This is a genomic window from Salinicola lusitanus, from assembly GCF_038648475.1.
Taxonomy (GTDB): Bacteria; Pseudomonadota; Gammaproteobacteria; order Pseudomonadales; family Halomonadaceae; genus Salinicola; species Salinicola lusitanus.
Genome location: NZ_CP151919.1, coordinates 270093 through 282760, shown reverse-complemented (window position 1 = coordinate 282760; position 12668 = coordinate 270093). Strand labels below are relative to the sequence as shown.

Here is a 12668-nt window from a genome sequence, read left to right as displayed (position 1 = left end):
CTCGCGGCTTTATTTCAATTTTCGACAGGCGACGACATGGCGAACCAGGACAACCCGCAATCTCCTTCCGATGCACAGCATGAAGCCCAGGAAGAAAATCGGCTGATCGCGGAGCGCCGTGGCAAGCTGGCGGCCCGCCGCGAACGTGCGGCGGAGCAGGGCGGCAGCGCTTTCCCCAACGATTTCCGACGCGACAGTCTGGCGGCGGACCTGCAGGCGGAGCTGGGCGACAAGGAGAAACCCGAGCTCGAGGCGCTCGACCGCCAGGCTGCCGTTGCCGGCCGCATCATGCGCAAGCGCGGGCCGTTCGTGGTGATCCAGGACGCTTCCGGCCAGATCCAGTTCTACGTCGACAAGAAGGGGCTCCCCGCCGAGTTGCTGGAAGACATCCAGAGCTGGGATATCGGCGATATCGTTGCCGGCCGCGGCCCGGTGCACAAGTCCGGCAAGGGCGATCTCTACGTGATGCTGGTCGAGGCGAAGCTGCTGACCAAGAGTCTGCGTCCGCTGCCGGACAAGTTTCACGGCCTGACCGATCTGGAAGCGCGCTATCGCCAGCGCTACGTCGACCTGATCATGAACCCGCAGTCGCGTCGGGTATTCGAGGTGCGCTCCGGCGTCATCGCCGCGATCCGTCGGTTCATGGTGGAGCGGGGCTTCATGGAGGTCGAGACGCCGATGCTGCAGCCGATCCCTGGCGGCGCCACGGCGCGACCGTTCACCACGCACCACAATGCGCTGGATATCGACATGTATCTGCGCATCGCACCGGAGCTCTATCTCAAGCGGCTGGTCGTCGGCGGCTTCGAGCGGGTGTTCGAGATCAATCGCAACTTCCGCAACGAAGGCCTGTCGACGCGGCACAACCCCGAATTCACCATGCTCGAGTTCTACTGGGCCTATGCCGACTATCGTGATCTGCTCGACTTGACCGAGGCGATGATCCGCGATGCGGCCGAGCAGGTGCTGGGCACGACCACCGTCACCTACCAGGGCACCGACTACGATCTGGGAGAGCCGTTCCGCCGCCTGACCCTGCGTCAGTCGATTCTGGAGCATGGGGACGGGCTGGGCGAAGCGGATATCGATACCCTCGAGGCCGCCAGGGCGACCTGCGAGCGTCTGGGTATCGCGACCAAACCGAGCTGGGGGCTGGGCAAGCTGCAGACCGAGATCTTCGAGGAGGTCGCCGAAGCCGAGCTCGATCAGCCCACCTTCATCACCGAGTATCCGGCCGAGGTGAGCCCGCTGGCGCGACGCAACGATACCAATCCCCATGTCACCGACCGGTTCGAGTTCTTCGTCGGCGGGCGGGAGATCGCCAACGGCTTCTCCGAGCTCAACGACGCCGAGGATCAGGCCGAGCGCTTCGCCGCCCAGGCCGCCGAAAAGGACGCCGGCGACCTCGAGGCGATGTACTACGACGCCGACTACGTGCGTGCGCTGGAGTACGGCATGCCGCCCACCGCCGGCGAGGGCATCGGCATCGACCGGCTGGTGATGCTGCTGACCGACAGCCCCTCGATCCGTGATGTGCTGCTGTTCCCGGCGATGCGCCCGGAATAATACGGAGCTACGAGCTACGAGCTACGAGCTACGAGCTTGCGAGCCGTGCGTTTCGGGTGAGACTTGCAGTCGCGGCTCGCGGCTCGCGGCTCGCGGCTCGCGGCGCAGCCGGGCAAGAGTTATTGGTCAGGGGCGCAGCGAGCGCCCATAATGGCTGCGGTTCGAATTCTGCCGACCCCGTGCGGCTCCCAAGATAGAGGTGACACCGATGAAGCTGCTCAACCGTTCCGCGCTGAGCGTCAAGCCGACCCAGGCGTTCGTCGACTGGGTCAACTCGTTGGAGCCGATGGTCGGTGAAGACGACCTGACGCTCGAAGACATCGCTGGCGAGAATACCGTCTATCTCATCCCCGAGATGGATACGCCGGAAGCCCTGCAGGCCTATGTCGGAGAGCGCTACTACGACATCCTCGAGACCGAGCTGCGAGCGTGGGAGGAAGATGAGCGCCAGTGGCCGGAGAGCCTGGACTGGGCGCTGTTCGAGACCTTTCTCACCCTGGAACACAGTTATCTGGCGGTGGACCTCGACGACGAGGCCGAGCTGGAGACCTCCGAAGTCGACGACGAACTGCTGATGGAGACCGACGAGGAGTGAGGTTGCGGATGTTACTCGAGGGCGATGCTCCGCGCTTCTGCAGCCCATGCTGAAGCGGCTGTTCGAGGAGCGGCCGGGGGACGACGGTCTTCCCGGACGTGAACGCAAGCTGGCGCTGCTGGCGATGATCACTGGCACCCAGATGGCGGTGCTGGACAACGGTATCGTCAACATTGCCCTTCCCACGCTGGCCAAGGAGCTGGCGATCAGCGGCGCCGAATCGATCTGGATCGCCAACGTCTATCAGCTGGTGACGGCGGCGCTTCTGCTGACCTTCGCCGCGGTGAGCCGACGCATCGGTCGTCACCGGCTCTATATTGGCGGGCTGGCGGTCTTCACCGTGGCGTCCCTGGGCTGTGCGCTGTCCCGTTCGTTCGAATTCCTGCTGGTGATGCGGGGGCTGCAGGCGATCGGCGCCGCTGCGATGTTGAGCATCGGGCCATCGCTCTACCGCATCATTTTTCCTACCCGTCTGCTGGGCTCGGCGATCGGACTGAGCGCGCTGACGGTGGCTTTCGGCATTGCTGCAGGGCCGTCGCTGGGGGGGCTGATCCTGCACCTGGCGAGCTGGCCGTGGCTGTTCGCGATCAACGTGCCGATCGGTCTGCTGGCGCTGACGCTGGGGGTTCGCGCCTTGCCGCGGGAGAAGGCGATTCCGGGGCGGATCGATATCTGGGGCGCGCTGATGTCGATCGTCATGCTCAGTGGCAGCGTCTTCGCGCTGGATCAGTTCGGCCACGGGAAGGGGGGCGTGCTGGCCCTGGCGACGCTGGCTGTCAGCGTGATCTGCCTGGTGGGATTCGTCTATCGCCAGCGCCATGTCGCCAAGCCGCTGGTGCCGTTGGCACTGTTCGTCGAGCCGCGCTTCTCGTTCGCGGCGGTGGTGTCGATGTTCGCATTCCTGGCCCAGGGCGTGGCGTTCGTGGGGCTGCCATTTCTCTACCAGACCGTCATGGGCGTCTCGCCGATCATGTCGGCAGTGCTGTTCACGCCCTGGCCGCTGGTGATCATGATCATCGGGCCGCTGGCAGGGCGCCTGGCGGACAAGGGCAACCCGGCGCTGATCAGCTCGACCGGCCTGGGCTTGTTCCTGCTCGGCATGCTGGCATTGACTGGCCTTGGCGCCGACTCGAGCTACCTCGACGTGATCTGGCGCACCGCGCTCTGCGGGGTGGGTTACGGCCTGTTCCAGGCGCCCAACAATCGCGAGATGATCGGCAGCGTGTCGGTCGATCTCAGCGCCAACGCCTCTGGCGTGCTGGCCTCGGTGCGCACCTTCGGGCAGTCGCTGGGCACGGCCTTGGTCGGGCTGATCCTCGGTCTCTCGTTCGGTTCGCTCACGCTGTCGCTCTGGGTGGGGTGTGCATCGGTGGCGATCGCACTGGCTTTGAGTCTCTATCGTACGCCGATGGCCGCCAAGGGACTTCGGCGCTGAGCCCTGCTCGAGGCTCACCCAATCCCCGAGCAAGGCGTTACAATGGTCCGGTTGGTTCAGGAGGAACTGTCATGAGTGTTCAGGCACGTATCGAAGAGAAACTCGCGACGCTCGAGCCGGTCGAGATGACGGTCGAGAACGAGAGCCACATGCATCATGTGCCACCGGATTCCGAAACTCACTTCAAGGTGACGCTGGTCTCGGAGCGATTCGCCGGGCTGATGCCGGTCAAGCGCCACCAGTTGATCTACAGCCTGCTCGCTGATGAACTCGCCGGCCCCGTCCATGCGCTGGCACTGCATCTCTACACGCCGCAACAGTGGTCGACCCGTGGCGGCGTACGTCCGGATTCGCCCCACTGTCGCGGCGGGGGCGGCCAGTGATCGGCGATCCGCAGCGGCTGCAGTACCTCGAGGCCATGGGGATCTCCACCTGGGCCTCGCGGTATCGCTTCGTCAACGCCAAGCCGACCGAGCAGGTTGAATGGGAAGCCGCGGCCGAACCGGAAAAACCGGCGCCGGGGCAGCGGCTGCAGGCGTTGCTGGAAACGCCGGCACGACCGGTCGAGCGCGATCGGCCCGCCGCCGATGCGTCGCCGACGCAACAGACCGCGGCACCGCTGTCGCGCGCCAGGGCCCTGCTCGGGGAAGACGCGCCCCGGGCCGAGTCGCCGCCGTCTTCTCCCGACCGCACCGCCGATTCCGACGCGGCGGTTTCTTCGGCGCCAACGGTCTCCGGGACCGGGCAGGCCCCTGTGGACGTTGCCGAGGATGCTGCGCCCGCCGCCGAGCCGCTTCGGTTCACCTTGTCGCTCTCGGTCATCGGTGAGCGCTGGTGGCTGCTGCTTCCCGGCGAGCGGCCGATCTCCGCCGCGGGCCAGGCGCTGCTGGGACAGATGCTGCAGAGCGCCGGCATGCCCGCCGGTGGGGCGCCGCTGTCGCGTCTGACCTGGCCGTTGATGGACCTGCAGGCCACCGATCCCGCCGATGAGGCGCGTGAAGGTATCCTGGTCTTCTGCGCTGGGCAGGCGCGTCGCCACGGTATGAGAATCGACGGCGCCATCGCCGTCGGCGATGAGGTCTGGTCGTCGCTGCTGAGCGATTCGGGGGACGAGGGCGATTGGGCCTGCCACCGCCTGCCGCACCCCGACGACCTGCTGAGCTCGGCCAATGCCAAGCGCGAGTGCTGGTCCCAGCTGCAGGCGGCGGGAAGCGCCTGGCGCCAGGGCCTGGACTCTCCCGAATAGCAGCTCCCGCCTGCCGGTGCCGGAGCGCTTGAACGATCCTCCTCGAGTCATGCCCATGTCCATCGACGCTTTTCACCCCGAGGCCTTCACTGGCGGGGCCATTCCGGTCCGGCTCGACGCCGACGACTTGCCGGTGTTGATGGCGTTCGAGCGCCGAGCCAACGATGACGCCTGGTCGGAAGCGCTGCTGGAGGCGGCGTTGAGGGACGACGGCTACGCGGTCTGGGGCATTCGATCGGCCGAAGACAGCACACTGTGGGCCGTCGCCATCCTGGCCTATCTGCCTTTTGACGCCGAGCTACAGTCGATCTGCGTGCTGCCCGATGCGCGACGCCAAGGTCTGGCATGGAAGATGCTGGGGTGGGTCATGCGATGCGCCCGTGCCCAGGGGGCCGAGCGCCTGCTGCTGGAGCTGCGGGAATCGAACCTGGCGGCGCGGCGACTGTACGAGCGTGCCGGCTTCAGGATCGACGGCCAGCGTCGCGGTTACTACCGTCGTGACGATGGACGTGGAGAAGATGCGCTGCTGATGTCGCGGGACCTGGTCTGACGCGATCGACCGAGGACGCCCGGCCGAACGCGAGGATGACTTGGCAGGGACCCGGAGGAGTGAAAAGCGAGGCCGTGGTGGGCTGGCTGCCGCACGGGACGGCCTGAGCAGGTCGCCCCGTGTCGCCGTCTCAGCCGTTGTCGCTGGTGGAGGCGCTGTCAAGCGATTGCAGCTTGTCCAGCAGCCCTCCGAGGCGCTGTTCCCACTCCTCACGCTCCTGCTGGAAGCGCGCGTTCTCCGCCTTGAGCTCTTCATTCTCCATCTTCAGCATCTCGATGCTGTCGACGGCATCCTGAATCTTCTGTTCCAGTTTGGCGAAGATTTCACCGTTCATCTCTACTCTCCTTGAAAGTTCGTGACTCGTTCCCGAGGTATGGCCGCTGGTTCGATGGCCGCAGCCTACGTGGCGCCGAGGCCGACGACAAGCGTCTCGAAGTGGCGACGTCAGCCGGCGTCGGGTTGACGTCTGAAAAGTCGCCCATGACTGTCTCCCGCCACGATTTCGCGATGAAGTTGCCAAGATGCCGGCGGGGACCAGACGAGCTCGTGTTCCGTCTCGACATAGATGACCGCATCGGACGCCAGCCAACCGCCCAGCTCGAGGTCGAGGCAGGCTTTCGCGGCCAGCCCCTGGCGGAAAGGGGGATCGAGAAAGACGAGATCGAACCTGCTGGGCGTCGTCGCCAGGAACCGTTCGACGGGGATGCCGACGACGTCTCCGGCGGCGCCCAGCGTGGCGACATTCGCTTCCAGCACCTTGGCCACCGGGACGGTGGATTCGACGAACGTGGCCCGGGCCGCCCCTCGCGACAACGCTTCCAGGCCGAGTGCGCCGGTGCCCGCATAGAGATCCAGCACCTGCCGTCCGGCAATATCGAAAGCCAGCCAGTTGAACAGGGTTTCGCGCACCCGGTCCGGTGTCGGGCGCAGGCCGGGGCTGTCCGGTATCGGCAGCTTGCGGCGACGAAACTCGCCGCCTATCAGGCGCAACTGGCCACGGCCACCGCGAGAGGTGGCTTGAGAGGTCTGGCGCGAGCGAGCGCTGTCGGAAGCCCGGCGTGGGCGGCGTCGATTCATGGCGCGCAATTGTACCCCCGCAACACTCGCGGTGATAGGATGAGCCCTCGATAACGATATTCTCCGAAGCCGTGACGATCGACGCTGGTAAGTGGCGCGAGCACGGCTTTTCAGCAGTGAAGCCATCCATGTTCGGACTATTCAAGAGTCGTAAAAAGCAGCAGGAAGAAGAGGCGCGCCGGCGCGAGTCGGAACGGGCCGAGGCGGCGTCAGAACAAGAGAACCCGGAAACTGGCGTGGTCGAAGACCGGGAAGGAGACGTCGAAGGCGAACGTTCCACCGGTGCCGGTGAACCGCAGCCGCCGGCCGGACAAGAGGGCTCGTCTGCTGCCGGGGAGACCGATTCCGGGAACGCCGAGGCCTCCCCCTCGCAGGAGTCAGCGGACTCGCCGACGGTGGCAACCGCAGTCCCTGCCACGGCGTCGGCCGTCGAGACCGAATCTCCCGATCGACCGGTGCCGGTGGACTATCAACCCTCGCCGGTCGAGACAACGGCCGCCGAGGAGTCGCTGGCTCAGCCGCTGGACCCTGAGTCGCCGCGATCGGCCCTGCAGGAGTACCCCGCGGATGGTACCCGCGAGGCCGATCTGGCAACCGACGTGACCCCAGCGCCCTCCATGGAGACCGCGGTAGAGCCGAGTCCGCCGGCACCGAAGGAGAAGCCCAAGGGCGGCTGGCTCTCGCGTGTGCGTGCCGGCCTCGGGCGTACGCGTGCCAACCTGACCGACGGCATTGCCGACCTGCTGCTGGGCAAGAAGCAGATCGACGATGAGCTGATGGAGGACCTCGAGACCCAACTGTTGCTGGCGGACGTGGGCATCGAGGCCACCAGCGAGATCATCGAGCGTTTGACCGGTCGGGTATCGCGCAAGGAGCTGGCCGACGCCGACGCCTTGTATCGCGCGCTTCAGGAGGAGCTGGCGGCCTTGCTCGAACCGGTTTCCCAGCCGCTGCAACTGCCGGCCAAAGGCGAGGGTCCGTTCGTGATCCTGATGGTCGGCGTCAACGGCGTCGGCAAGACCACGACCATCGGCAAGCTGACCCAGCGTTTCCAGAACGAGGGGCGCAGCGTGATGCTGGCCGCCGGCGATACCTTCCGCGCCGCAGCGGTGGAGCAGCTCAAGGTCTGGGGCGAGCGTAACCGGGTACCGGTGATCGCCCAGCATACCGGCGCCGACAGTGCCTCGGTCATCTACGATGCGGTCGCCGCTGCGCGCGCGCGCAAGGTCGATGTGTTGATTGCCGATACCGCCGGTCGCCTGCACAACAAGAGCCATCTGATGGAAGAGCTCAAGAAGGTGCAGCGGGTCATGGCCAAGCTCGACGCCAGCGCTCCCCATGAAGTGATGCTGGTGCTCGACGCGGGAACGGGACAGAACGCGATCTCCCAGGCGACGACGTTCGACGAGGCGATTCCGGTGACCGGCATCACCCTGACCAAGCTCGACGGCACCGCCAAGGGCGGCATCATCTTTGCCCTGGCCAAGAAGATGGGAACGCCGATTCGTTTCATCGGCGTCGGCGAGTCGCTGGAGGATCTGCGCCCGTTCGACGCCCAGACGTTCGTCAAGGCGCTGTTCGGACGGGACGGCGACGCCGACTCATGATCGCGTTCGAGCACGTCGGCAAGCGCTACGGTGGTCGTTTCGAGGCGCTGGCCGATATCAATTTCCGGGTCGAGCGCGGCGAGATGCTTTTCCTCACCGGCCACTCCGGTGCCGGCAAGAGCTCGCTGCTGCGGCTGATCATGCGCCTCGAGCGCCCCTCGCGTGGCCGGGTGCTGGTCGCCGGCCACGATCTGGATCGGTTGCATATCAGTCAGGTTCCCTACTACCGGCGCCAGATCGGCGTCGTCTTCCAGGATCATCAACTGCTGTTCGATCGCGATATCTTCGCCAATGTCGCGCTGCCGTTGACCATTCAGGGCGTCGAGCCCATCGATGCCGGCAGGCGCGTGCGGGCCGCGCTGGACAAGGTCGGGCTGCTGCATCGTGAGCGAGCGCTGCCGATCGAGCTCTCCACCGGCGAGCAGCAGCGCGTGGGTATTGCGCGCGCGGTGGTCAACAAGCCGGCGTTGCTGCTGGCCGACGAGCCCACCGGCAACCTCGACCCCCAGCTCTCCGCCGACATCATGCGGCTGTTCGAGGATTTCAATCGCATCGGTACGACGGTGCTGGTGGCGAGCCACGATCTCGCCCTCATCGCCCGGTTGCGCCACCGAGTGCTGAAGTTGCGGGATGGCCGTCTCGTCGGCGATGGGGAGGCGGCATGAGCGAGCGCCAATCCACCGGCCCCTCCCGGCGCGGTGCCCAGAAGCCCACGCGCCGGTCGTCCGGCGGCGGCCGGGCCTGGCTGCGGCATCACCGGGCCATGATGAGCGACAGTGCCCTGCGTCTGGTCAGGCGCCCGATATCGACGTTGCTGACCATGCTCGCGATCGCCATTGCGTTGATCCTGCCAGCGGGGTTATGGCTGGCGCTGGACAGTGCGCGCCTGGTCGATGCCGAGCTGGACGAGAGTGCCACGTTGACGGTCTATTTCGACGCCGACGTCGATGAATCCCGGGCCATGAGCCTGGCGGCCGAAGTCGGCGAGCAGAGCGGCGTTGCGGGGACTCGCCTGGTGACGGCGGCCGAGGGGCTGGCGGAGTTCCAGCAGACGCTGGGGGTCGAGGATGCGCTCTCCCAGCTCGACACCAATCCGCTGCCGGCAAGCGTCGTGGTGACTCCCGACGATACCGATCCCGCCGCCGTGCAGTCGCTGAGCCAGCGTCTGCAGACGCTCGACGGCGTCGACGAGGTTCGCCTCGACCTGGCGTGGCTGGATCGGCTTCAGCAATTGGCGGCGGTCGGCCAACGTGTCGCGCTGGCACTGGCGCTGCTGTTCGGCCTGGGTGTCCTGCTGGTGGTCGGCAACACGGTCAGGCTGGCGGTGGAGAGTCGGCGTCAGGAGATCGAGGTAGTGACCCTGATCGGCGCCACCCACGCGTTCGTGCGACGCCCGTTCCTCTATAGCGGCGCCTGGTACGGCCTGGGTGGCGGGGTCCTGGCGTTGGTCATGCTGGTCGTCGGGGGCAACTGGCTGGCGTCACCCGTCGCGGCGCTGGCGGAGAGCTACGGTGCCCAGTTCGCACTGCCCTCCCTGGGCACCACTCATTCGGCTTTTCTGCTGCTTTTTAGTACACTATTGGGCTGGCTGGGCGCGTGGCTGGCCGTCGGGCGTCATCTGGCGGACATCAAGCCGCGCTAGGTTGGAAGCAGAGGCCCGAAAACTGGTCAAGGTGGGCGAAATACGGTAAGAAGGTCACCCAGGATGCAGGGTCACCACCAGGCGACGCTGGGTTTTCGAGTCATCGAGGCTGGCGAACATCTTGAACTTTTGTCTAGATTGAGGGTCTCATCAGGTATCCTCGCAAACAGGCAGAACAACCTGTTGCGGCGTGTTTTCCGGTGGATCGAGCCGATTGGCTCTCCCCATTGACACGTCGTCAACCATGGAGACAACGCACATGAGCACCAGTCTTCAATCCATCGGGAATCTCTCCCCGGGGCACGATCTCAACGGCTACATTCAGGCCGTCAATGGCATTCCCGTACTGACGGCGGACGAGGAGCACGACCTTGCCGTGCGGCTGCACGAGGAGGACGATCTCGAGTCGGCCCGCCGTCTGATCATGTCTCATCTTCGCTTCGTCGTTCACATCGCCCGCAGCTACTCAGGCTACGGTCTGCCCCAGGCGGACCTGATTCAGGAAGGCAACGTCGGCCTGATGAAGGCGGTCAAGCGGTTCGATCCGTATCAGGGCGTTCGTCTGGTGTCGTTCGCCGTGCACTGGATCAAGGCGGAGATCCACGAATACGTGCTGCGCAACTGGCGTATCGTCAAGATCGCCACCACCAAGGCCCAGCGCAAGCTGTTCTTCAACCTGCGCAGCGCCAAGAAGCGCCTGGCCTGGTTGAACAACGACGAAGTCGATGCCATCGCCAAGGATCTCGACGTCAAGCCCAAGGTGGTGCGCGAGATGGAGGGTCGGCTGGCTTCCTATGACGCCGGCTTCGACGCCTCGCCGGGCGACGACGACGAGCAGAGCTACCAGGCGCCGGCCCAGTATCTCGAGGATCATAGCTTCGACCCGGCGGCTCAGCTCGAAGCGGACGACTGGGAGGCCGATTACACGCGTCGCCTGCGGGAAGCGCTGAGCGAGCTGGACGACCGCTCCCGCGACATCCTGCAGCGGCGCTGGCTCTCGGAGCACAAGTCCACGCTGCACGACCTGGCCGATGTCTACGGCGTTTCCGCCGAGCGCATCCGTCAGCTCGAGAAGAATGCGATGAAGAAGATCAAGCAGCAGCTCGGCGACACCATCGCGGCGTAAGCCACCCCTGCGGCTGATGAATGTGGGCGGCGAGCCCTAGACAGGCCTGAGTGGTACATCGCTTCAGGCAGAGACGCAAAAAGCCCGGCAATCGCCGGGCTTTTTGCGTTTGGGCACCCCGGACTCGCCCTAGACGGACGTCGTCTGGTGGGTCGTTGTGGTCAGCAGCCCGCCGCCCAGAAGACGCCACTGGTCCTCCCAATGGACGGTGGGGCGGTGGCGGAAATCGCTGCGCACGTACTGGCTGATCCGACCCTCGACGAAGGCCGAAAGCAGGTTGGCGGCGGCGGAGACCGGCAGTTGCGGGCGCAGCCCCTCGCGCAGTTCCGCCTCGCGCAGGATCTGCTTCAACTGGGTCTCGAGCCGCTCGAACAGTTGCGACATGCGGGTGCGCAGTCGGGCGGTCTCGCCCGTCAGGACATCGCCGTCCATCAGCCGGCTGAGGCCCGGGTTCTTCTCGGCGAAGGCGAGCACGAGCTGGACGATCGTCTCGCAGCGGGCGAGGGCCGACGGCTCGTCGTCGAGGATGCGCCGGATGCGCTCGAACAGGCTGGCTTCGATGAACTCGATCAGTCCCTCGAACATGCGCGCCTTGCTCGGGAAGTGGCGGTACAGCGCCGCCTCGCTGACGCCGACCTGGCGGGCCAGGGCGGCGGTGGTGATACGCTTGCCGCTGTCCTCCTCGAGCATCAGTGCCAGTGCCTGGAGGATCTGCTCACGGCGGGAGAGTTGGGGGGTTGCCTGCGTCATGGCGATTCTTATCGGTTGTCTCGTCGAGGCTCCTTCCTGGAGCGTCCCGGGTGCGCGTCGACTGTCTGGCACCCGGGCGGGCCCTCCACGCCCGCGATGTATGAAAAGAGGCTCTTGTCGGGTTCAGTCCCGATGATCGGTGATCTGGGTGCCGACCCCGGCATCGGTGAAGATCTCCAGCAGGGTCGAATGGACAACGCGGCCATCGACGATGACAGCGCTGTCGACACCGCCCTTGACGGCATCCAGCGCGCAGCGGATCTTCGGCAGCATGCCGCCGTAGATCGTCCCGTCGGCAATCAAGGCGTCGACCTGTTCGGTCGAGAGGCCGGTCATGACGTTGCCCTGGGCATCCTGCAGCCCCGCGACGTTGGTCAGCAGCATCAGCTTTTCGGCTTTGAGCGCCTCCGCCACCTTGCCGGCGACCAGATCGGCGTTGATGTTGTAGCTATGGCCTTCGCGATCGACCCCGATCGGCGCGATCACCGGGATGTAGTCGGCCTTCGAGAGCATCTCGATCAGGTCGGTGGAGATGTGCTCGACCTCGCCGACATGGCCGATATCGATGATCTCGGGTTCGGCCAGTGCCGGATTGTACTGTTCGACCTTGAGCTGGCGCGCCCGGATCTGGGCGTTGTCCTTGCCGGTCAGGCCGATCGCCTTGCCGCCACACTGATTGATCTGGGTCACGATGTTCTTGTTGACCAGTCCGCCCAGCACCATCTCGACCACGTCCATGGTTTCGGCATCGGTCACGCGCATGCCGTTGACGAAGCGCGATTCGATGTTGAGCCGTGCCAGCAACTGGCCGATCTGCGGGCCGCCGCCGTGCACCACCACCGGGTTGATGCCGACCTCCTTCATCAACACCATGTCGCGGGCGAAGGAGTCGATCAGCTTGTCCTCGGTCATGGCGTTGCCGCCATACTTGACCACCACCGTCTTGCCCGAATAGCGCTGGATGTAGGGCAGCGCCTCCGACAGGATCTCGACCACCTGGCGCGGGTCGCGCGGGCTCTCGTTCATGAGGCGTTATCTCTCCACTGTCTGTGCACCGTGAGCCTACCGGCACCG

The 12668-nt window shown here is 65.6% G+C and carries 14 protein-coding genes; 10 read left to right on the top strand and 4 right to left on the bottom strand.

The features are described 5' to 3' along the window. The first annotated feature begins 36 nt into the window (after positions 1-36). From lysS to AAGT95_RS01245, 6 genes are all read left to right on the top strand, one after another. Positions 37-1566, top strand: coding sequence for a lysine--tRNA ligase (gene lysS, locus AAGT95_RS01270; protein WP_342595261.1), 1530 nt, complete (start codon positions 37-39; stop codon positions 1564-1566). A 208-nt stretch (positions 1567-1774) separates the two neighbouring features. Next, positions 1775-2161, top strand: coding sequence for a hypothetical protein (locus tag AAGT95_RS01265; protein WP_110707785.1), 387 nt, complete (start codon positions 1775-1777; stop codon positions 2159-2161). 46 nt (positions 2162-2207) lie between these two features. Further along, on the top strand, positions 2208-3596 hold the full coding sequence (locus AAGT95_RS01260; RefSeq protein ID WP_110602136.1) for an MFS transporter: 1389 nt from the start codon (positions 2208-2210) through the stop codon (positions 3594-3596). A 71-nt stretch (positions 3597-3667) separates the two neighbouring features. Further along, the gene (locus tag AAGT95_RS01255) at positions 3668-3979 is read left to right on the top strand and encodes a BolA family protein (protein WP_110602138.1); all 312 of its coding nucleotides are present in this window, start codon (positions 3668-3670) and stop codon (positions 3977-3979) included. After that, the gene (locus AAGT95_RS01250; RefSeq protein ID WP_342595260.1) at positions 3976-4842 is read left to right on the top strand and encodes a hypothetical protein; all 867 of its coding nucleotides are present in this window, start codon (positions 3976-3978) and stop codon (positions 4840-4842) included. The genes AAGT95_RS01255 and AAGT95_RS01250 overlap by 4 nt, the downstream gene beginning before the upstream one ends. A 55-nt stretch (positions 4843-4897) precedes the next feature. Further along, complete coding sequence (locus AAGT95_RS01245; protein ID WP_110602142.1) at positions 4898-5392, top strand: GNAT family N-acetyltransferase; 495 nt, start codon at positions 4898-4900, stop codon at positions 5390-5392. A gap of 130 nt (positions 5393-5522) precedes the next feature. On the opposite strand, the gene AAGT95_RS01240 is transcribed toward AAGT95_RS01245, so the two are convergent. Together AAGT95_RS01240 and rsmD are read right to left on the bottom strand one after the other, a co-directional pair. Then, on the bottom strand, positions 5523-5726 hold the full coding sequence (locus AAGT95_RS01240) for a cell division protein ZapB (RefSeq protein WP_110602144.1): 204 nt from the start codon (positions 5724-5726) through the stop codon (positions 5523-5525). Positions 5727-5836: 110 nt separating this feature from the next. Next, entirely contained in the window at positions 5837-6469 is a 633-nt protein-coding gene (gene rsmD, locus AAGT95_RS01235; RefSeq protein WP_342595259.1) for a 16S rRNA (guanine(966)-N(2))-methyltransferase RsmD, read from the bottom strand. Between the two features lie 128 nt (positions 6470-6597). On the opposite strand from rsmD, the gene ftsY reads away from it, so the two are divergent. The 4 genes from ftsY to rpoH all read left to right on the top strand — a co-directional run bounded on the left by ftsY (position 6598) and on the right by rpoH (position 10844). Continuing rightward, complete coding sequence (ftsY, locus tag AAGT95_RS01230) at positions 6598-8076, top strand: signal recognition particle-docking protein FtsY (protein ID WP_342595258.1); 1479 nt, start codon at positions 6598-6600, stop codon at positions 8074-8076. After that, the gene (ftsE, locus tag AAGT95_RS01225) at positions 8073-8741 is read left to right on the top strand and encodes a cell division ATP-binding protein FtsE (RefSeq protein ID WP_110602150.1); all 669 of its coding nucleotides are present in this window, start codon (positions 8073-8075) and stop codon (positions 8739-8741) included. The genes ftsY and ftsE overlap by 4 nt, the downstream gene beginning before the upstream one ends. Further along, positions 8738-9718 (top strand): permease-like cell division protein FtsX, encoded by a 981-nt coding sequence (ftsX, locus tag AAGT95_RS01220; protein WP_342595257.1) that lies wholly within the window; start codon positions 8738-8740, stop codon positions 9716-9718. Before ftsE ends, ftsX begins: the two co-directional genes overlap by 4 nt. A gap of 259 nt (positions 9719-9977) precedes the next feature. Then, positions 9978-10844 (top strand): RNA polymerase sigma factor RpoH, encoded by an 867-nt coding sequence (gene rpoH / locus AAGT95_RS01215; protein ID WP_110602154.1) that lies wholly within the window; start codon positions 9978-9980, stop codon positions 10842-10844. Positions 10845-10973: 129 nt separating this feature from the next. On the opposite strand, the gene slmA is transcribed toward rpoH, so the two are convergent. Together slmA and argB are read right to left on the bottom strand one after the other, a co-directional pair. Then, entirely contained in the window at positions 10974-11594 is a 621-nt protein-coding gene (gene slmA, locus AAGT95_RS01210) for a nucleoid occlusion factor SlmA (protein ID WP_110602156.1), read from the bottom strand. A 123-nt stretch (positions 11595-11717) separates the two neighbouring features. Further along, positions 11718-12620 carry an acetylglutamate kinase gene (gene argB / locus AAGT95_RS01205; protein ID WP_110602158.1) on the bottom strand — a complete coding sequence of 301 codons (903 nt, stop codon included), beginning with the start codon at positions 12618-12620 and terminating at the stop codon, positions 11718-11720. Positions 12621-12668 lie beyond the last annotated feature (48 nt).